The following is an 18,893-nucleotide window of genomic DNA, read 5'->3' as shown; positions in this document are numbered from 1 at the left end:
ATGTCAAAATATTAGAAGAAAAAATTACTTAACTTAGGGAAATAGAGATGAAAAATATTTTTATAACAATGTTAATATTTATATTTTTTGTTGGCTGTTTTGAAAAGAATGAAAATGATACTATTAAAATAGGTGTTGTTTTAGGTCTTAGTGGTAAATATTCAGATTTAGGTTTAAATGAAAAAAATGGAATAATTCTTGCCTTTGATAAAATAAATTATCAAATTAATGGTAAGAAAATAGAGTTAATTCTTAAAGATGATAAGCAAGATAAAGAAGTAAACAAACAAGTTATAAATGAACTTATAGAAGATAATGTTAAGTATATTATTGCAAATGCAACAAGTTCTATGAGTAAAATATCTTCAGAAATAATCTCAAAGCATAAAGATATCTTTCAAATCTCACCAACTGCTAGTAGTAGTTACTTTTCTAAAAAAGATGATAACTTTTTTAGAGTTCAAACGGCAAATTCAATAGAACATTTTAGTAATTTAATTAAATTATTAGAAGATAGCAAGGCTAAAAATATTTATTTAATAGGAGATGTAAATAATAAAGCATATTTATATGACTATTTACACCTTTTTGATGATAAAGAGATGAAATATAAAGAGCTTATTGATTCAAATTTAGCATATGAAGACATTTTAGAAAAAGTAAAAGATGCTGATTTTATTGTACAAGTGCAAAATGGTATTGATGCTGCAGGTCTAATTCAGTATTTAAGAATCAATAATAACACTACACCTATAATTTCATCAGGTTGGGCAAAAAATGAAGAGTTTATAGAAAATGTTGGTAAGTGGGCTGAAGGTGTTTATTTTACTTCGTCAAATTATATTAACTATGAGAATAAAGATTATCAAGATTTTGCAAAAGATTTTTATTCAATTTATAAATATCAATCAAATAGATCCAATATTCAAGGTTTCCAAGCTGCAAATATAATTATAGAAGCTTTACAAAATGGACATAAAAAAGTTGATGATATAAAAAAATATATTATTGAAAAAGAGACTTTTAATATAGCAGGAGATGAGATATCCTTTGATAAGTATGGAGATATTAAAACCCCCTATTATATTTTTAGAGTAAAAAATAGTAAATTTATTAAAATAAAGTAAAACTATGAAAACACAAGGCAAAATATTTAAAAAGGATTTATATAGAAAGTTTTTATTGTTTTCTATAGTTCCTATTTTGTTATTAAGTTTAATATTTGTTTTTTTAATTACAAAAGAAAAATATGATTTGATTTTATCTGAACATACTAATATCATAAAAAATATCCAATACAATATAAATGTTTTCAACCAAGATATAAAAGAAATCCCTAACTTACTAAAAGATATAGATAAAAGTGAAAGAAAGAGATTATTATCTGATATTTTAAAATATAAAAATTCAATTGATACCATAATGATTTTAAGTAAAGATGGTATTATCCAAGAGCTTACTAGTAAAACTAAAATAAAAGTACGAGAGGGATATGATTTTTCTAAAAAAGCAATTTTCAAAAAATACTTATTAGAAAAAAAAGATTTTCTAAGTAATATTTATTTCTCAAATTTATCAGATGCTCCTTTAGTCTCTTATGTTTTTGAATTTCAAAATCAAATTTATATTATTGAACTAAATCTTGATTTCATAAATAAACTCGTTTCAAATCTTAATCCTTCTGCTTTTAGTGATATTAGTGTTTCAATTATTGATAAAAATGGTTTATATATTTTAGATACTTCTAATAAATTTAATGTAAAAAACAGAAACTCTTTTTTTACTACAAGACTATATAAAGATAATATTTCAAAGAATGAAGAAAATAAACTTATAAAATATTTTGATGAAGGTAGAAATAAAAACAATTATGTTTCATATAAAAAATTTAATAATCTATCTTGGATGATTTTAGTAAAAGAAAATAATAACGATATAGATCAATATATATTTAATATCTCTTTTATTCTTTTAATTATTATAATATTAATTGCATTTATATCAATTATGAGTGCAAAAAAAACTGCAAATAGTATCGTATCTCCACTAGAGTTACTAACATTAAATATTAATAGATTTGCTAAAGACCATAACTCTAAAATGGATGAAAATATAAAAAGTAAATATACAATATTTAGAATATTAATTAATGATTTTAAATATATGCAAAAATCTATTATAAAAAATGAAAAATCATTAAAACAGCAAATAGTTCAAAATCAACAAAAAGATAAAATCCTTAGTGAACAAGCAAAAATGGTGGCAATGGGAGAAATGATTGGGAATATTGCACATCAATGGAGACAACCTCTTTCTTTAATTTCAACAGCAGCAACAGGAATAATAGTAGAAAAAGAATATAATATATTAGAAGAAAAAAAACTTATAGAAACTTGTACAATTATAAATGATAATGCTCAATATTTATCAAGAACAATTGATGATTTTAAAAACTTTATAAAAGGCGATAGAACTAAAAAAGTATTTAATCTAAAAAAAGATATTAAAAGTTTTTTACACCTAGTTGATTCTACTATTAAAAACAATCAGATAAATATAATACTTGATTTAGCAGATGATATTGAAGTTAATGGTTATGAAAATGAATTAATTCAATGTCTAATTAATATATTCAATAATGCAAAAGATGTGCTAAATGAAAAAGAGATTAAAAATAAACTTGTATTTATCTCAACTTATACAAAAGATGAAAAAGTAATTATAAAGATTAAAGATAATGCAAATGGAATAGCAGAAAATTTAATACCTCATGTTTTTGAACCATACTTTACTACTAAACATAAATCTTTAGGAACTGGGCTTGGACTTCATATGACCTACAATTTGATTGTTGATGGAATGGGTGGAAATATTGATGTTAATAATGTTACTTATAAATATGAAGAAAAAGAGTATAGTGGAGCTGAATTTACTATCACTTTAATATAGTTGTACTTATAAACCATCTCATAATAAAATCTTTGATACAATAACAAAAAAATCATAAGGACAAAGCTATCGCAAAGTTTGAAGTAATAAGTGATTATAGCCCAGCAGGTGATCAACCCCAAGCAATAAAAGCCTTAAGTGACTCTATTGATGCGGGAAATCAATACAATACTCTTTTAGGTGTTACAGGTTCTGGTAAAACATATACTATGGCAAAGGTTATTGAAAAAACTCAAAAACCAACGCTTATTATGACGCATAATAAAACTTTAGCAGCTCAGTTATATTCTGAATTTAAACAGTTTTTCCCTAATAATCATGTTGAATATTTTATCTCTTATTATGATTACTATCAGCCTGAAGCTTATATTCCAAGAAGCGATTTATTTATTGAAAAAGACTCTTCAATAAATGAAGAATTAGAAAGACTAAGACTTAGTACTACAGCGTCGCTACTTTCTTTTGATGATGTTATTGTTATTGCATCAGTATCTGCAAATTATGGTTTAGGTAATCCAGAAGAGTACCAAGCAATGGTTCAAAGACTTGAAGTTGGTTTTGAATACTCTCAAAGAGAGCTTTTACTAAAACTTGTAGAAATGGGATATAAAAGAAACGATAAATTCTTTGATAGGTCTGATTTTAGAGTAAATGGTGATGTTATAGATATTTATCCTGCTTATTATGAAGATGAATTTATTAGAGTTGAGTTTTTTGCTGATGAAGTTGAATCTATTTCTAAGCATGAGTACTTAACAAATAATAAAACACAAGATTTAAAAGAAGTAATTATTTATTCAGTTAATCCTTTTGTTGTTTCAAACGATAAACTTTCAGTTGCAGTAAAACAAATTGAAGAGGAACTTGATGAGAGACTTAAAAACTTAAAAGAGAATGATAAGTTAGTTGAACATCAAAGATTAAAACAAAGAGTTGAGTTTGACTTAGAGATGATTGAAGGTACTGGTATGTGTAAGGGTATTGAAAACTATGCACGACATTTAACAGGTCAAAAGCCTGGTGAGACTCCATATTCACTAATGAACTATTTTGAACAAATCGGAAAAGACTTCTTACTTATAGTTGATGAATCACATGTATCTCTTCCACAGTTTAGAGGAATGCATGCAGCTGATAGATCTAGAAAAGAAGTTTTAGTTGAATATGGATTTAGACTTCCAAGTGCTTTGGATAATAGACCTTTAAAATTTGATGAATTTATAAAAAAAGCACCTAGTTTTCTTTTTGTAAGTGCAACACCAAATGAATTAGAAGTAAATTTAAGTTCTGTAGTTGCTGAACAAGTAATACGACCAACAGGATTAATAGAACCAGTTATTGAAATAATGGATTCAGAATATCAAGTAGAGAAACTTCATGATGAAATTAAAAGAGTAATAGCAAAAGATGAAAGAGTATTAGTTACAGTACTTACAAAAAAAATGGCAGAAGAGTTAGCCTCTTACTATAGTGATTTAGGTATTAAAGTTAAGTATATGCATAGTGATATAGATGCAATCCAAAGAAATCATATTATTAGACAATTAAGACTTGGTGAGTTTGATGTACTTATTGGAATAAACTTACTTAGAGAAGGTTTGGATATTCCAGAAGCTTCTTTAATAGCTATTTTAGATGCAGATAAAGAAGGGTTTTTAAGATCACGTACTGCACTTATTCAAACAATGGGTAGGGGTGCAAGAAATGAAAATGGAAAAGTAATTCTTTTTGCAAAAAGAATTACAGACTCGATGCAATTTGCAATAGATGAAACTAATAGAAGAAGAAAGATTCAAGAAGCATATAATAAAGAGCATGGAATTACACCAAAATCAACTAAGAGAAAATTAGATGGAAGTTTAAAACTTGAAGAGTATGATGAACTAGCATGGAAAAAAGAAAAAGTTGAAAAAATGCCAGCAGCTGAAAGAAAGAAAATATTAATTGAACTTAATAAACAGATGAAAAAAGCCTCGCATGATTTAAACTTTGAAGAAGCAATTAGAATAAGAGATGAAATAGAAAAGATTAAGAAAATTTAAAAGATTTAAAAGAAGTAATATGAAAAAAGCCACAAAAAAAGAAATAGAAATACTCAAAGTTGCCTTTGTAGAAAAATATGCAGATGCAGTAACAGAGCTTGAATATAAAAATGATTATGAGTTATTAATAGCAATTATATTGAGTGCTCAGTGTACAGATAAAAGAGTAAATATTATAACACCTGCTTTATTTGAAAAGTATCCAAGTGTATATGAATTAGCTGATGCTTCACTTGATGAGGTAAAAGAGTTATTAAAATCATGTTCATTTTTTAATAATAAATCAAAAAATATAATAAAAATGGCACAAAGTGTTATTGAAAATTATGATGGAGAGATTCCACATATTCAAAAAGAATTAATGAAACTTGCAGGTGTTGGTAATAAAACAGCAAATGTTTTTATGATTGAGTTTGAGGGTGCAAATTTAATGGCTGTAGATACTCATGTATTTAGAGTTTCTCATAGACTTGGTCTTAGTGATGGGAAAACTGTAGAGATTACGGAAGCTGATTTAGTTAAGAAGTTAAAAGGCCATGATTTACATATTTTTCATCAAGCAATGGTATTATTTGGAAGATATATTTGTAAAGCAGTTAAGCCAGATTGTGATAATTGTCTTTTTCCACATGTTTGTAAAACAAAGAAAAGTTTCAAACCTGCTTAGGTTTGAAACTCTATTTTAATTTACACTCTTCTTGATACTCTTTAATTACATACTCATCTTCAACTAATAAAACTTCAACATTTTTAGCTTCACATAAATACTCTTGATTAGCTTTTTTTATAATATAAATAAAATCATAAATTGATCTTGTACTACTTAAAACTTCAAAATTTACTTGAGTTGAAGATAGCTTTAAAATCTCAATATTTTTTTGCTTTAGATAGTTTTCTTTAAACACATTTGGAAGTTTTTCTTCTTGAATTTTTCCATTATAAATAAGACCTACTATTATCAAAGCAACAACTGCTAAAAAAATAATGATATCTTTTTTTGTAATTGATTTTTTAATCTTATAAACTATAAATGTTATTAGTGCTAGAATCACTAGCGATGCTACTAATACTTGCATTTTTTATCCTTTTTTTAATTTGTTTTTGTAATCACTTCTTGAAAGATACTTTCCAGTACTTGGACTTGAACTCATAAATTCATCTTCTTGAATATTTTGTTGTTTTAAAAGCTTTTTTGCTTGCATTCTAGAGTTGATATTATTTGTTGGTGCTGATATATTTTTAATCAGGCCTGATTTTAAATTATTTAAAATTGTTAATACTGTATCAATATTTTTATCATCTACATCTAAAACTATTTTACTCAAATTTCTTCCTTTTTAATTTTTAAGATTATATCTCATCTTTACAAAATTTGAAGAAAATCATCTTAAAATTTATAAGTTAACAGAAAATTAACAGCACTTTGCCATAATTATGCAAAATTATTTCAAGGAAACTTTATGAAAAGAATTATCTCTTTATCTTTAGTGTGTGCGAGTGTTGTTTTATCTGCTAATGAAACAACTGTTTTAGAACAAATTAGTGTCGTTGAGAAGGCAAATACTAAAATTGTTAAAGATGTAAGTAATGAACAAATTAAAAGTGCTGATTTAGCTGAGGCTCTTACAAAAAATATACCATCAATTTCAATTGTAAGAAGAAGTGGAATTGCAAATGATATTATTTTAAGAGGACAAAAAAAGGATAATATTAATATTTTAATAGATAATGCAAAAATATATGGAGCCTGTCCAAATAGAATGGACCCAGCAACTTCTCATGTTTTATCAAATAACATTGAAAGTGTAAAAGTTATTGAAGGTCCTTATGATGTTGAAAACTTTGGAACATTAAGTGGAAATGTAATAGTAAAAACAAAAGAGCCAAGTAAAGAAGTAAGTGGTGAGATAAATCTAGGTGCTGGAAGCTTTGGATATAAAAAAGCTGCTGCAACTATAAGTGGTGGAACAGATAAGTTCAAATTATTGGTTTCTACTTCAATAGAGAAGGGTGATCAATACGAAGATGGAAATGGAAACGACTTCTTAGAGCAACAAAAAGCTAGTGGAGTTGATCCTTTAAATCAGTATTCGCAAAGTGATTTAGAAGCTTTTGAGAAAAAAACACTTCTTACTAAAGCAGTTTATAATATCGATGATAGTTCTGAAATAAATCTATCATATACTGCAAATAGAAGTGACAATGTTCTTTATCCAAATACACCAATGGATGCTGATTATGATGACTCAAATATATATACTATTGGATACACGAAAAGAGATTTAGCTGATTTTTCTAAAGAGTTAAATTTAGATTATTATTATTCAAATGTTGACCATCCTATGAGTACAACTTTAAGAAATAATGGTGCGATGCAAATGACAAATCATATGAAATCATCGATTTGGGGTGTAAAACTAAAAAATAGTACTGAAATTAAAGATTATTTATTAACTTTAGGATTAGATACAAGTGTTAGAAATTGGAGAGGAAAATATTATAGTTTAGCTAATCCTTATATAAATGATTCTATAGCAAGTACAGATACTACAAATAAAGCTATATTTTCAAAAATAGAAAAATCTTTTGGGAAATTGGATTTAGAGTTTGGGGCTAGATATGACTATACAGATATTGAAACAATCGATAGTACTAAAAAAGATAATAAATATACTGCATTAAGCGCAAATATTTTTGCTATTTATAATGCAGATGAAAACACAAAATATTTTGCAGGTATTGGAAAATCATCAAGAGTTCCAGATGCTAGAGAGTTATATTCGAAGAAATCATCAGGAGCATATACAGGTAATGATGACCTAGAAGATACTAAAAATTATGAAGCTGATTTAGGTTTTGAGAAAATTATAGGTGCTTTTAATATTAGAACTAAGTTGTTCTATTCTGTATTAAAAGATTATATTTACAATAGTGGAACATTTGAAAATATCGATGCAAAAATTTATGGTTTAGATATTGGTGGGTTTTACTATATGAATGATAATGTTTCATTTGATTATGGTTTAGCATATCAAAGAGGAAAAAAAGATGGAAATTATTCTGATAAAGATTTAGCAGAAATCCCACCATTAAAAGCAAATATTGCATTAAATTATGAAGATAAAAAAGCAAAATACACAGCTGAAGTATTAGCAGTTGATAATTGGAATAGCTATGATTCAAGTGCAGATGAACGAGAGTTAGCTGGATATGCAGTAGTAAATCTTAAGTATAATAATGAAATATTTAAAAATATAGGATTAACACTAGGGGTTGATAATGTATTGGATAAAACATATAATTCTACAAATACTTATCAAGACATAACTTATGTAGGAACAGGCGATGTTCAATTACTAAACGATCCAGGAAGATACTTCTACGCAAACTTAAAATATAGCTTCTAAAAGCTATATTTTAATCAAACTCCATACGAACTTGAGTTTGCCCTGTAGTTCCAAAATCATGATCTATTTTAGTGGCAATCTCTTTAAAATCAATTCCTTGAATCTCTTTTAAAGCTTTTAAAATCTGTTTTTTACCATTTACTAATTCTTTTGATTTTATACCATGTGAAATAGAAAGACTAGCTTCAACAAAAGCTGATAGTTTATCACACTGTTTTAAAGCTAAACCATCTATTGCATTGTATTTATCTTGATTATATTTTGATACATCTTCAACTATTTGGATTTTATCTTCATAGATTTTGTTTTCAAACTCTTCTTTTTTACCATCATAAAGTCCTAAAATATATGAAAACTCATCGTGTAATTCTTCTGGTAGATTTGGTAAAATATCATCTTCTATTTTTTCTAATTCATACTCAGCAATAATATCTGATAACTCATCCACGCAGTATTTTACTGGTGTTATTATATCTCTAGTTAGTGCTTCTGGTAAATCATGAAATAAAGCTGTAAAAAAGTTGTTTTGAATTCTTTTATCACAAGCATTTACATCAATTGAGAAAAAGTATCCAAAAATAGCAACTGTTAACATATGCCCTAAAACAGATGTTTCAGGAACTCTTGGAGTTTGTGCCCATCTTTTTTGAAATCTAAGTCGTCCACTTAAATCAATAATCTTTGCAAGCTTTTTATTTAGTGCAATTTTTCGCACTCCAATTAGTTCATAATAGTCTTCAATCTCTTCATCAACACTTTTCTTAACATCTTCAATATCGGTTAAAAATTGGCTTGTTTGATAAACAATTGAGAATTCCCATTTAGTAGCTAAGTAAGAAGCTGCTTTTAGTATAAATCGCTCTTTTTTATATATTTGAGGATTTTCTAGATATTCTTCGAATTTTTGTAGAAAAACTCCATTGTCAATATCTTTTAATGAAGGTGAAAGTTCTGAGATAACCCAAGTGTTTATCTCTTTTGATTTTTTTTGTAAGGCTTTTCTAAATACATCAGGTCTTATATCAGTTACTACTACGCGTCTTAAAAACTCAAAAATTCCAGCTTCTATTAAGTGAGTATAGTTTACATCTTTTTCAAGTTTTGCAATAAAATATGCGATGATAAACTTATGAGCTTGTTTATCAAGCTCAACAAGTTCTACCATTCTTGGATAGTCATTCCATCTTTGTATTGAAGCTGAAGAGAAAATAGAGTCAATAATTTTAGAATTAATCAATTCTTATCCTTTGGCTCATTCTTCTTACTATCTTCTTTATCATTAGAAAAAAACATCATTTTTTTTCCAAGAAGCATTAATGCTACAATAATAAACATCATTAAATATATTTGCCAAGGCTCTCTCATAATAATCCTTTATTATTGAATATAGTTTTAAACTCTACAGCTTCCCATTTTACTAATAGCATTGATTTTTTCAACTCTACTTTCATGTCTTCCACCTGCAAATGATGAATCATTCCATGCATCTACAATAGCTTCAACCATTCCAAATCCAGAAACTCGCTCCCCTAAACAAATAACATTTGCATCATTGTGTTCTCTTGCCATTTTAGCTGAGTATTCATTATGACAAAGTGCGGCTCTAATTCCATCAAATTTATTTGCAGCCATACTCATTCCAATTCCAGAACCACAGATTAAAATACCTTTGCTTCCTTCATCTTCTAAAACGCTTTTACATACTTTTGAAGCATAATCTGGGTAATCAACTCTATCTTTTGTATTTGGTCCTAAGTCAATTACTTCATGACCTCTTTTTTCAAATAATTCTTTTACGTATGCTTTGATATCAATTCCTGCATGATCTGCACCAATATAATATTTCATTAATATATTCCTTTTTCATGATCAAGTTTTATGTTTTTTGTATCCATTTTTTTTTCAAGAGTATCAACTTGTTTTAATACTCTATCCCATCTAATCTCTTTATTATCATCCCATGAAAAATAGATAATCCAAGGAGTTCCAACTACATATTTATAAGGTACTGTTCCCCAAAATCTAGAATCATTTGAATGGTCTCTATTATCACCCATCATAAATGTTTCATCTTCTGGTACTAAAATTGGCATCATATTAAATAGTTCTTGCGGATTTAATCCATTGTTTACTACAGTTGAATCATTGTGAATTCCTGGATGTTCTTTTTTATATGGATTTACTACCCATAATTTATCCCCAACTTCAATAATACTCTCTTTTGGATAGTTAGCTTTAACATATTCATTTCCTTCTTTTGGATGAAGTAATAAATTTTTATCTTTTAATGCAACAATATCTCCACCTGTTGCTACTGCTCTTTTTACATAATGAATAGCTTCATTTTTTGGATATCTAAATACAACAATCTCACCACGTTTTGGTCTAGGACCTTCAATTAGGTGTCCATTATCATTAAAATCTGGAAGCATTTTAATTTCAAGCCATGGGATTCTTGGTACTGGTAATCCATAAGAGAATTTTTTAACAAAAAGCATATCACCAATTAAAAGTGTGTTTTTCATACTTCCACTTGGAATTACAAATGCTTGAGCTATAAATGACATAATCACAAGAACTATTACAATAGTACCAGTCCATGAAGAGGACCAGTTATAAAACTTCTTAAACATCTATTTACTTTCTCTAGTTTCTCTTAAATAGGCAGCTTTAACTGTATTTTTAAGAAGCATAGCAATAGTCATAGGTCCAACTCCACCTGGAACTGGAGTTATAAATGATGATTTAGTTTTACAATCTTCAAAGTCTGCATCACCTGTAAGTTTTCCAGTATCTAATCTATTAATACCTACATCAATTACAATTACACCTTCTTTAATCATATCAGCTTTTAATAAATGAGGAACACCAACAGCAATAATTACAATATCAGAAGCTAATGTTTGTGCTTTTAGATCTTTTGTTCTTGAATTACATACAGTTACTGTTGCTTTTGCATTGATTAAAAGTGATGCCATTGGTTTTCCTACAATATCAGAACTTCCAATTACACAGGCATTTTTCCCAACTAAATCTATTCCATACTCTTCAAACATTCTCATCACACCAAAAGGAGTTGCTGGTAAAAATGAATCAAGATTTGAAACCATTCTTCCTACATTGTATGGGTGGAATCCATCAACATCTTTTAATGGATCAATAGCTTCAAGTACAGTAGTTGTATCAATATGTTTTGGTAATGGTAATTGAACTAAAATACCATCTAAAGATGGGTTTTCATTCATTCTTTTAATAGTTTCAAGAAGCTCTTCTTGTGTAATAGTATCTGGCATTTCATGTACTACTGAATAAATGCCTGCATTTTTACATGATTTTGCTTTACTTGCTACGTATGTTGCACTTGCTGCATCGCTACCAACTAAAATAACAGCTAATCCTGGAGTTATATGTTTTTCTTTTATAAGTTCTTCAACTTCAACTTTTACTTCGTCTTTAATTTTATTAGATAATGCTTTTCCATCTAGTATTGTCATGGGATTTGAACCTTCTATTAATATGTTTTATAAGTAGGATATATTATCTAAAATACAATTACAAAAAGTTAAATCACTAATTTATTTAAAGCTTAATGAAAAATTTAGTAAAACTTAAATATAATTGCGCCCTAAAATAAAAAAACAAAAGGATCGTTTATGTTAGAGGGTATCGTTAGAGATAGTATGACAAAACAAGCAACTAAAACTTTAAGAAGAGATGGATATTTAATTGCAAATATTTATGGTAAAGGTTTAGAAAATATTTCAACTGCATTTAAAAATAATGAATTTATCAAATTTTTAAGAAATAAAGAAACAATCGCATTTGATGTTACTGTTGCAGGAACAGTTTACAAAGTAGTAGTACAAGAGTACCAAAAATGTCCATTAACTTCAACTTTATTACATGTTGATTTAATGGTTGCACAACCAGGAGTAAGAGCATCTTACAAAATCCCAGTTGCGACTACAGGTATTGCTAAAGGTATTAAAAACAAAGGTCTTTTAATGATTCACACTAAAAGAGTTCCTGTTAAATGTACAATTGAAGATTTACCAGAAAACATTACTATTGATGTAACTGATTTAGATACTGGTGATAACATCTTAATTAGAGATTTAACTTTAGCTGATTCAGTTGAGTGTTTCTTAGATACAAGAGTTCCAGTTGTTGGTATAATTAAAGCTAAGTAATTTTAACTTTATAATGCATTTAATAATTGGTCTTGGAAATATTGGTGAAAAGTATCAATTAACAAGACACAATGTAGGATTTATGGTTATCGATGAGATGACCAAAAATCTTACAACTTCAAGTATAAACAAATCAAACTTTCAATCTACACTTTTAAAATCAGGCTATAATTTATTTTCAAAACCTACAACATATATGAATAATTCAGGTGAGGCTGTTGGCTCTATTATGGATTATTATAAAATACCTCTTGAAGATATTATTGTAATACATGATGATTTAGATTTACCATTTGGTACAGTTAAGTTCAAAATAGGTGGAGGGCATGGTGGTCATAATGGATTAAGATCTATTGATGCACATTGTTCAAAAGAGTATATTCGTGTTCGAATTGGAATTGGAAAACCTCAAAGTAAAGCAGATGTTGCAAATTATGTATTAAGTAACTTTTCAAAAGAAGAATTGAATAAATTACAAGATATAATAACTCATACTATTAAAGCGATTGAAGCACTTAAAACTGAAGAAATTGACCAGGTAAAATCCAAATTTACATTGAAGTAAAATGAGCATATTAACAAGATATATTTTAAAAAAATATTTATTAAACTTTGTCATTGTTCTAATTTCTTTAGAACTATTCTTTGTGGGAATTGATTTCTTACAAAACTTTAAAAAACTACCCGATTCTGCCAATTTACAACTTTTATATGTACTATATAATGGCTTTTTTACATTAACTTTAGCCTTACCTTTATCTATAGTTTTTGGTTGGATAGTTACACTTGTAATATTTATAAAAAACAATGAATTAGTTGCATTTAATGCACTTGGAAGCAGAAGTAAAGATATTTATGCACCAGTTGTAAAAATATCACTATTTTTAATTACATTGCTAATCTTATTGCAAATTACTCCTTTGGCTTACTCTTATGAGCAAAAGAGAAAAATTTTACATAATGAATATTTTACAAGTACAAAAGCAGATATTTTTTTAAAATATAATGATAACTATGTCTATTTCAAAAAACTCTTACCTTTAGAAAAAAAAGCTGAGGGAATTCATATTTATAAGATAAAAAATAGAGATATTGTTCAATCTATTATTGCTAAAAACGCTTATTTTCAAAATAACAAATGGTATATAGTAGATGCAAAAATAATAACTAAACCCTCAAAAATGGATTTAGAAACAACAAAACTAGATATAAGATATGAGAAATTCTTAAATACCTTAGAAGGATTTAAACCAAAAATTCTTGATAATGTTTATGAATCAAAATCAAACTTTTCAGTTCTAGATGCAGTTTCTGCCTTAGTTTTATTATCAAACCAAGGAATAAATACTGATAAGATTAGAGGTGCATTATATAATCAAGTAATCGTTTCATTTTTTGTAATTCCAATACTATTACTTGTATTTGCTTATGCTTCTTTAAATAGTAGATTCTTTAATGTAGGAAAATTCACCTCTTTATCAATCTTTGGAACACTAATTATTTGGGGTATATTCTTTATGTTATTTAAGTTTACAAGCGGTGGTATTATACTTCCTGAAATCTCCATTTTACTGCCATTTGGTTTATGGATAGTTGGTTCTTTAATATTTTATAATAAGAAAATAGATTCTTAAAAAAGGTTAGTTTATGAAGTCTCATACTAAGGCATATGGTGTTGTTCCTTATTTTGTTAGTAAAAATGATATAAAAATATTATTATGTAAATCTGTTTTAAGTAAAGACAAATGGGGTTGCTTAAAAGGTATGAAAGAAAAAGACGAGAATCCTTATGAGTGTGCTCAAAGAGAACTATTTGAAGAGAGTAGTATTAAAGTTGAGATAGGGCTTTTTGAAGACTATTTTGAGCAAGTAAATCTAGAAAAAGATATTGGTATTTGGATAGTTGATGCTTCAAATATTGAAGGATTAGATGAGATGTTCTATGAAGATAAATTAAAGAGTAACTATTTATCTTGGGAAAACTCTAAAGTTAAGTTTTTTTCTTTAGATGATTTACCAACTATAAGAAAAAAACAAACTACTTTAATAAGTGATATTAAAACTTTTTTAGAAAATACTAAGTTCTCTTCTTAGGTTTTTTAGTCAAATCTTGATTTAAATTCAAAATATGCATCTATTCCATTAGCCATTCCCTCAGCTAGTAGTTTTTGATAAGAACTAGAGTATAAACGCTTACTTTCAATAGGATGAGATATATATCCTACTTCTACAAGAATTGATGCTTGTGGTGCATCTAATAGTACCCAAAATGGTCCTGGTCTAGAACCCTTATCATTAACTTTATATTTTTTACCAACAGAAGCTAACATCTCTCTTTGTACATCAATAGATAAAAGTCTTGAGTATCTAAGTTTGGGACTATTTAAAGTTGAAAGAAAGGCTTGAGTAGTTGAGTTACTCATTTTTCTAATATCAGATTTATTCTCTTTTGCAGCAACTCTTTTTGCTCTTTCTGTTTTTGCAGGACTTAAATAATATGTTTCAATTCCACTTACTTTATGAGCATTTTTTTTAGCAACTGAGTTTGCATGAATTGAGATGAAAACATCAGCATTCTTTCTTAAAGCTAAGTCTGTTCTTTTTCCTACTTTAATAAACTTATCACTATTTCTAGTAAGATAAACTTTATGTCCTCTTTTCTTTAATATAGAGTATAAATATTTTGCAACTTTTAATGTAACAACTTTTTCATATTTTTTCCCAGGTCCTACAGCACCAGGATCATGTGCTCCATGTCCTGGATCAATTACAATAGTCTTACTAATGAAATTTTTGTAAGGTAAAGATTTTGTTTTCTTATTATTTGTTATCCCAGAGATTTTTATAGTTAATTTTCTTTTATTTAAAATATAAAAAACTTTTAAATCTTTTTTATCTAAAATTCTAATTCTTGTTGTTTTACTGTTTTTATCTGAAACAATAATTCTATTAATTCCATCAATACTTAGTTTTATTGGTTTTGTATATTTAAATTTTCCTGTTAAATCAAATATATCTTCAAAATTACCATTATTTTTATATGCTACATACGATAAATCTTTTTTAGAAATATTTTTATTAAACTCAATTTCTATTGTGTTATCTTTTGTGTTTATAGATTTTATTTCATTTTCATTATCTACATAATTATTAGATGTTGTTGAATCTTCTTTACTTTTTTTTACAACTTTTTTTGTACTTAAATCACGAATACTTATAATAAGTTGTTTATCTTTGATTGTATAAAATGTTTTTAGATTTTTTTCATCTGATAATACTATTCTTAATGTTTTTGGTTTAAATTGGCCAATAGAAATCTTTTTTATTTCATCAATTTTAAGTACTGTAGGTCTTGCATCTTTAAAATCACCATTTATATCAAATACATCTTTATATATATTTCCTTGATGTAGTTCGAAAAACTTAATATAATCTTTTGATATTTTATTATTAAAATTTACTATTATTGAACTGTTTTGTGTATATACAGAATTAATTGAATATTCAGAATTTGTTGTATTAAAAATCTTTTTTATTTCTGTTTTTTTGCTAGATTTATTTTCTCTTTCAAGTAATATCTCTAATTTTTTTTCATCAGGAGTAGTGTTTTTCTTTAGTTTTTTTCCTAAAAAAATAAGTTTTTCTAGTTCATTAATTTTTGTCTCTGAGTCTTTTCTTAAAACTGCTTTTAAGTAACTCATCTTGGCTGCACGATACTCTTCTTTATAATTCTCAGCAGCAAGTGCTGAGATAGAAAAGCTAAGCCAAAGAAATATAAGAATAAAAAATTTATTATAAATTTTTATTCTCCTTGAGTTAATTTTTCGATTAATTCTTTTACTGTGATAATTTTATTAATTCTATAACCATTTGCACCTGTAAAGAATAATCCTGTATCTTCATCACCATTATATGCAGCACCAAGTCTATCAGCAATACAATAACCAACAGCTTTAGCTTCCACACCTCTATTACAAGGAGCTACACAGTTTGAAATACACTGTACTTTTGGTGCTGTATTATTTTCCATTGAGAATTGTAAATTAGTTTTAACAGATCTAGCTGGTAATCCAACAGGAGATTTACCTAATTTAATATCTTCTTCTTTTGCATTTAGTAATACATTTTTTAAATTAGCATGAGCATCACACTCATAAGTACCTATAAATCTAGTAGCCATTTGTACACCTGTACAACCCATAGCTATAAATTTATCAATATCTTTTTTATCCCAAACTCCACCAGCTGCAATAATAGGAATATCTTCTCCCCAGTTTTTTGCTTCTTCAATAACTGGTCCAATAATATTTTCTAATTGGAATTCTTCTTTGAAACAATCTTCATATTTGAAACCTTGGTGACCACCACTTAAAGGACCTTCAACAATAATTGCATCTGGAACTCTATTGTATTTTTTCCATTTTTTACAAATAAGCTTTAATGCACGTGCACTTGATACGATAGGAACTAATGCAACATCTGGATAATCTTGTGTAAATTCTGGCATATTAGTAGGAAGTCCTGCTCCTGTAATAATGATATTAATACCAGCTTCACAAGCATCTTTCATCATTCTTCCATAATCATTACATGCATATAAAATATTACATGCTAATGGTGCATCGCCACAAATTTTTCTAGCATTTGCAACAATTTCAAAAAACGATTCTCTTGAATAAAAGTTCATAGCATCTTTAGGTTTGTCTTTTTTCATAACAACCTGAACATTTTCACTCATATTTCTATAATAACCAGTACCAACTGAAGAGATAACTCCAAGGCCACCTTCTTTAGCAACATTACCAGCTAATTGATCCCAGCTTATTCCTACACCCATTCCACCTTGGATTATAGGGTGTTTTATTTCATATTTTCCTATCTTCAAAATTAGCCCTTTATTTTATAATTATCTTAGCGAAATTCTTTTTACCTTTTTGTAAAATGTACTCACCAATTTGTAAATTTAACTTCTCATCTGTTACTTTTTCTTGATTTATCTTTACAGCACCTGCTTTTACATCTCGTCTAGCTTGAGATGTAGAATTTACAAGTTTTGCATCAACTAATGCTTGGCAAATCCAAATTTCACCCTCAAATAGATATTCATCCATATCTGTAGGGATATCTTTTTTTGCAAAAACTTTTTTAAATTCTGCTTTTGCTTCTTCACCTTTTCCATTACCATGAAATCTATCAACAATTTCCATAGCTAGTGAATCTTTAACATCTTTTGGATGTAGAGTTTTACTTTCTACTGCTGTTTTTAACTCTTCAATCTCTTTTAATGATTTTGAAGATAACAATTCAAAATATCTCCACATTAATTCATCAGAAATTGAAAGTATTTTTCCAAACATATCAAATGCTTCATCAGTAACACCAATATAATTACCTAAAGATTTAGACATTTTTTGAATACCATCTAAGCCTTCTAAAATTGGCATCATTAACACAGCTTGTTGTTTCTTACAGTTATAAGCTTTTTGTAAAGTTCTTCCCATAAGAAGATTGAACTTTTGATCTGTTCCACCTAGCTCAATATCAGTATTCATAGCAACTGAGTCGTAACCTTGTAATAATGGATAAATAAATTCACTTACAGCAATAGGAGTATTTGATTCATATCTTTTAGAAAAATCATCTCTTTCAATCATTCTAGCAACAGTTAAGTTTGAAGCTAATGAAATTAATCCTGCAGTTCCTAACTCTTTTAACCATTTAGAGTTAAACATCACTTCTGTTTTTGATTCATCTAAGATTTTAAATACTTGTTCTTTATAGCTTTGTGCATTATCTAATACATCTTGCGCACTTAAAACTTTTCTTGTTTCACTTTTTCCTGTTGGATCTCCAATAGTTGCAGTAAAGTCTCCAATTAAAAATTGAACAATTCCTCCAAACTTTTGAAATAGTGCTAGTTTTTGTATTAAAACTGTATGTCCTAGGTGTAAATCTGGTGCAGTAGGATCAAATCCTGCTTTAACGTAAAAATTCTCACCTGTTTCATAATATCTTTTTATCAGCTTTTCAATTGCTTCAATATCAATTATCTCAGATGTTCCTCTTTTTATCTCTTCTAATGCTTCTTGAACTTTATTTTCCATTAATTTTTATAACCTTTTTACTACTTATTATAGGCATCTTTTTTTGAGAAGAATTCTATAACTTTTACTTTTTTTTCTATAATTTTTCTTACTTCTTCAATATTAGATTTATTTATTTCAAATTCAATATCACAATATTGTCTATATGAATGTAATTGTCTTCCATATTCAACTGAAAGAATATATCCCTCATATTGTGAC

The 18,893-nt window shown here is 27.3% G+C and carries 20 protein-coding genes; 9 read left to right on the top strand and 11 right to left on the bottom strand.

Features of this window, described 5'->3' with window-relative positions:
* Positions 1-47 precede the first annotated feature (47 nt).
* From GBG18_RS13205 to nth, 4 genes are all read left to right on the top strand, one after another.
* Entirely contained in the window at positions 48-1,127 is a 1,080-nt protein-coding gene (locus tag GBG18_RS13205; protein WP_152191772.1) for an ABC transporter substrate-binding protein, read from the top strand.
* A gap of 4 nt (positions 1,128-1,131) precedes the next feature.
* Positions 1,132-2,949, top strand: a complete 1,818-nt coding sequence (locus GBG18_RS13200; RefSeq protein ID WP_152191771.1) for a sensor histidine kinase — start codon at positions 1,132-1,134, stop codon at positions 2,947-2,949.
* A gap of 68 nt (positions 2,950-3,017) precedes the next feature.
* Positions 3,018-4,991 carry an excinuclease ABC subunit UvrB gene (uvrB, locus tag GBG18_RS13195; RefSeq protein ID WP_152191769.1) on the top strand — a complete coding sequence of 658 codons (1,974 nt, stop codon included), beginning with the start codon at positions 3,018-3,020 and terminating at the stop codon, positions 4,989-4,991.
* 19 nt (positions 4,992-5,010) lie between these two features.
* Complete coding sequence (gene nth, locus GBG18_RS13190) at positions 5,011-5,658, top strand: endonuclease III (protein ID WP_152191767.1); 648 nt, start codon at positions 5,011-5,013, stop codon at positions 5,656-5,658.
* 10 nt (positions 5,659-5,668) lie between these two features.
* On the opposite strand, the gene GBG18_RS13185 is transcribed toward nth, so the two are convergent.
* Together GBG18_RS13185 and GBG18_RS13180 are read right to left on the bottom strand one after the other, a co-directional pair.
* Positions 5,669-6,067, bottom strand: coding sequence for a hypothetical protein (locus GBG18_RS13185; protein WP_152191765.1), 399 nt, complete (start codon positions 6,065-6,067; stop codon positions 5,669-5,671).
* Between the two features lie 3 nt (positions 6,068-6,070).
* On the bottom strand, positions 6,071-6,316 hold the full coding sequence (locus GBG18_RS13180) for a hypothetical protein (RefSeq protein ID WP_152191764.1): 246 nt from the start codon (positions 6,314-6,316) through the stop codon (positions 6,071-6,073).
* Between the two features lie 135 nt (positions 6,317-6,451).
* Here GBG18_RS13180 and GBG18_RS13175 point away from each other — a divergent pair, with 135 nt between their 5' ends.
* Positions 6,452-8,398 carry a TonB-dependent receptor plug domain-containing protein gene (locus GBG18_RS13175; RefSeq protein ID WP_152191762.1) on the top strand — a complete coding sequence of 649 codons (1,947 nt, stop codon included), beginning with the start codon at positions 6,452-6,454 and terminating at the stop codon, positions 8,396-8,398.
* 10 nt (positions 8,399-8,408) lie between these two features.
* Here GBG18_RS13175 and GBG18_RS13170 read toward each other — a convergent pair whose 3' ends face one another.
* From GBG18_RS13170 to folD, 5 genes are read right to left on the bottom strand one after another with little or no spacing between them, the layout of a single operon-like run.
* The gene (locus tag GBG18_RS13170) at positions 8,409-9,635 is read right to left on the bottom strand and encodes an HD domain-containing protein (protein WP_152191760.1); all 1,227 of its coding nucleotides are present in this window, start codon (positions 9,633-9,635) and stop codon (positions 8,409-8,411) included.
* The gene (locus GBG18_RS15670; protein ID WP_255467389.1) at positions 9,632-9,763 is read right to left on the bottom strand and encodes a hypothetical protein; all 132 of its coding nucleotides are present in this window, start codon (positions 9,761-9,763) and stop codon (positions 9,632-9,634) included. The genes GBG18_RS13170 and GBG18_RS15670 overlap by 4 nt, the downstream gene beginning before the upstream one ends.
* 27 nt (positions 9,764-9,790) lie before the next feature.
* Positions 9,791-10,246 carry a ribose 5-phosphate isomerase B gene (gene rpiB / locus GBG18_RS13165; protein ID WP_152191758.1) on the bottom strand — a complete coding sequence of 152 codons (456 nt, stop codon included), beginning with the start codon at positions 10,244-10,246 and terminating at the stop codon, positions 9,791-9,793.
* Positions 10,246-11,031, bottom strand: a complete 786-nt coding sequence (gene lepB / locus GBG18_RS13160; RefSeq protein WP_152191756.1) for a signal peptidase I — start codon at positions 11,029-11,031, stop codon at positions 10,246-10,248. Before lepB ends, rpiB begins: the two co-directional genes overlap by 1 nt.
* Positions 11,032-11,892: a bifunctional methylenetetrahydrofolate dehydrogenase/methenyltetrahydrofolate cyclohydrolase FolD gene (folD, locus tag GBG18_RS13155; protein WP_152191754.1), complete on the bottom strand. Its 861-nt coding sequence runs from the start codon at positions 11,890-11,892 to the stop codon at positions 11,032-11,034.
* A gap of 159 nt (positions 11,893-12,051) precedes the next feature.
* Between folD and GBG18_RS13150 the strand changes: the two genes are divergently transcribed.
* The 4 genes from GBG18_RS13150 to GBG18_RS13135 are packed head-to-tail and all read left to right on the top strand — an operon-like array spanning position 12,052 to position 14,682.
* On the top strand, positions 12,052-12,588 hold the full coding sequence (locus tag GBG18_RS13150; RefSeq protein ID WP_152191753.1) for a 50S ribosomal protein L25/general stress protein Ctc: 537 nt from the start codon (positions 12,052-12,054) through the stop codon (positions 12,586-12,588).
* Positions 12,589-12,601: 13 nt separating this feature from the next.
* Entirely contained in the window at positions 12,602-13,153 is a 552-nt protein-coding gene (gene pth, locus GBG18_RS13145; protein WP_152191751.1) for an aminoacyl-tRNA hydrolase, read from the top strand.
* A gap of 1 nt (position 13,154) precedes the next feature.
* Positions 13,155-14,222, top strand: coding sequence for an LptF/LptG family permease (locus GBG18_RS13140; protein ID WP_152191749.1), 1,068 nt, complete (start codon positions 13,155-13,157; stop codon positions 14,220-14,222).
* Between the two features lie 13 nt (positions 14,223-14,235).
* On the top strand, positions 14,236-14,682 hold the full coding sequence (locus tag GBG18_RS13135; RefSeq protein ID WP_152191747.1) for an NUDIX domain-containing protein: 447 nt from the start codon (positions 14,236-14,238) through the stop codon (positions 14,680-14,682).
* Between the two features lie 5 nt (positions 14,683-14,687).
* On the opposite strand, the gene GBG18_RS13130 is transcribed toward GBG18_RS13135, so the two are convergent.
* From GBG18_RS13130 to GBG18_RS13115, 4 genes are all read right to left on the bottom strand, one after another.
* Complete coding sequence (locus GBG18_RS13130) at positions 14,688-16,289, bottom strand: N-acetylmuramoyl-L-alanine amidase family protein (RefSeq protein ID WP_152191745.1); 1,602 nt, start codon at positions 16,287-16,289, stop codon at positions 14,688-14,690.
* 101 nt (positions 16,290-16,390) lie between these two features.
* Positions 16,391-17,473, bottom strand: a complete 1,083-nt coding sequence (locus tag GBG18_RS13125; RefSeq protein ID WP_152191743.1) for a nitronate monooxygenase — start codon at positions 17,471-17,473, stop codon at positions 16,391-16,393.
* Positions 17,474-17,483: 10 nt separating this feature from the next.
* Positions 17,484-18,692, bottom strand: coding sequence for a tyrosine--tRNA ligase (gene tyrS / locus GBG18_RS13120; RefSeq protein ID WP_152191741.1), 1,209 nt, complete (start codon positions 18,690-18,692; stop codon positions 17,484-17,486).
* A gap of 20 nt (positions 18,693-18,712) precedes the next feature.
* Positions 18,713-18,893: hypothetical protein (locus GBG18_RS13115; RefSeq protein WP_152191740.1), on the bottom strand; the 181-nt coding region annotated here is incomplete at its 5' end.

It is taken from the genome of Poseidonibacter ostreae, from assembly GCF_009208075.1.
GTDB lineage: Bacteria > Campylobacterota > Campylobacteria > Campylobacterales > Arcobacteraceae > Poseidonibacter > Poseidonibacter ostreae.
The sequence above is the reverse complement of the archived record's forward strand: the minus strand, read 5'-3'. Positions and strand labels throughout refer to the sequence as shown.

Bases quoted from the DNA above. Each gene is read 5' to 3' on its own strand.
- GBG18_RS13205 (WP_152191772.1), top strand. From the start codon at position 48: ATGAAAAATATTTTTATAACAATGTTAATATTTATATTTTTTGTTGGC.
- GBG18_RS13200 (WP_152191771.1), top strand. From the start codon at position 1,132: ATGAAAACACAAGGCAAAATATTTAAAAAGGATTTATATAGAAAGTTT.
- nth (WP_152191767.1), top strand. From the start codon at position 5,011: ATGAAAAAAGCCACAAAAAAAGAAATAGAAATACTCAAAGTTGCCTTT.
- GBG18_RS13185 (WP_152191765.1), bottom strand. From the start codon at position 6,067: ATGCAAGTATTAGTAGCATCGCTAGTGATTCTAGCACTAATAACATTT.
- GBG18_RS13175 (WP_152191762.1), top strand. From the start codon at position 6,452: ATGAAAAGAATTATCTCTTTATCTTTAGTGTGTGCGAGTGTTGTTTTA.
- GBG18_RS15670 (WP_255467389.1), bottom strand. From the start codon at position 9,763: ATGAGAGAGCCTTGGCAAATATATTTAATGATGTTTATTATTGTAGCA.
- rpiB (WP_152191758.1), bottom strand. From the start codon at position 10,246: ATGAAATATTATATTGGTGCAGATCATGCAGGAATTGATATCAAAGCA.
- lepB (WP_152191756.1), bottom strand. From the start codon at position 11,031: ATGTTTAAGAAGTTTTATAACTGGTCCTCTTCATGGACTGGTACTATT.
- folD (WP_152191754.1), bottom strand. From the start codon at position 11,892: ATGACAATACTAGATGGAAAAGCATTATCTAATAAAATTAAAGACGAA.
- GBG18_RS13150 (WP_152191753.1), top strand. From the start codon at position 12,052: ATGTTAGAGGGTATCGTTAGAGATAGTATGACAAAACAAGCAACTAAA.
- pth (WP_152191751.1), top strand. From the start codon at position 12,602: ATGCATTTAATAATTGGTCTTGGAAATATTGGTGAAAAGTATCAATTA.
- GBG18_RS13140 (WP_152191749.1), top strand. From the start codon at position 13,155: ATGAGCATATTAACAAGATATATTTTAAAAAAATATTTATTAAACTTT.
- GBG18_RS13135 (WP_152191747.1), top strand. From the start codon at position 14,236: ATGAAGTCTCATACTAAGGCATATGGTGTTGTTCCTTATTTTGTTAGT.
- GBG18_RS13130 (WP_152191745.1), bottom strand. From the start codon at position 16,289: ATGAGTTACTTAAAAGCAGTTTTAAGAAAAGACTCAGAGACAAAAATT.
- tyrS (WP_152191741.1), bottom strand. From the start codon at position 18,692: ATGGAAAATAAAGTTCAAGAAGCATTAGAAGAGATAAAAAGAGGAACA.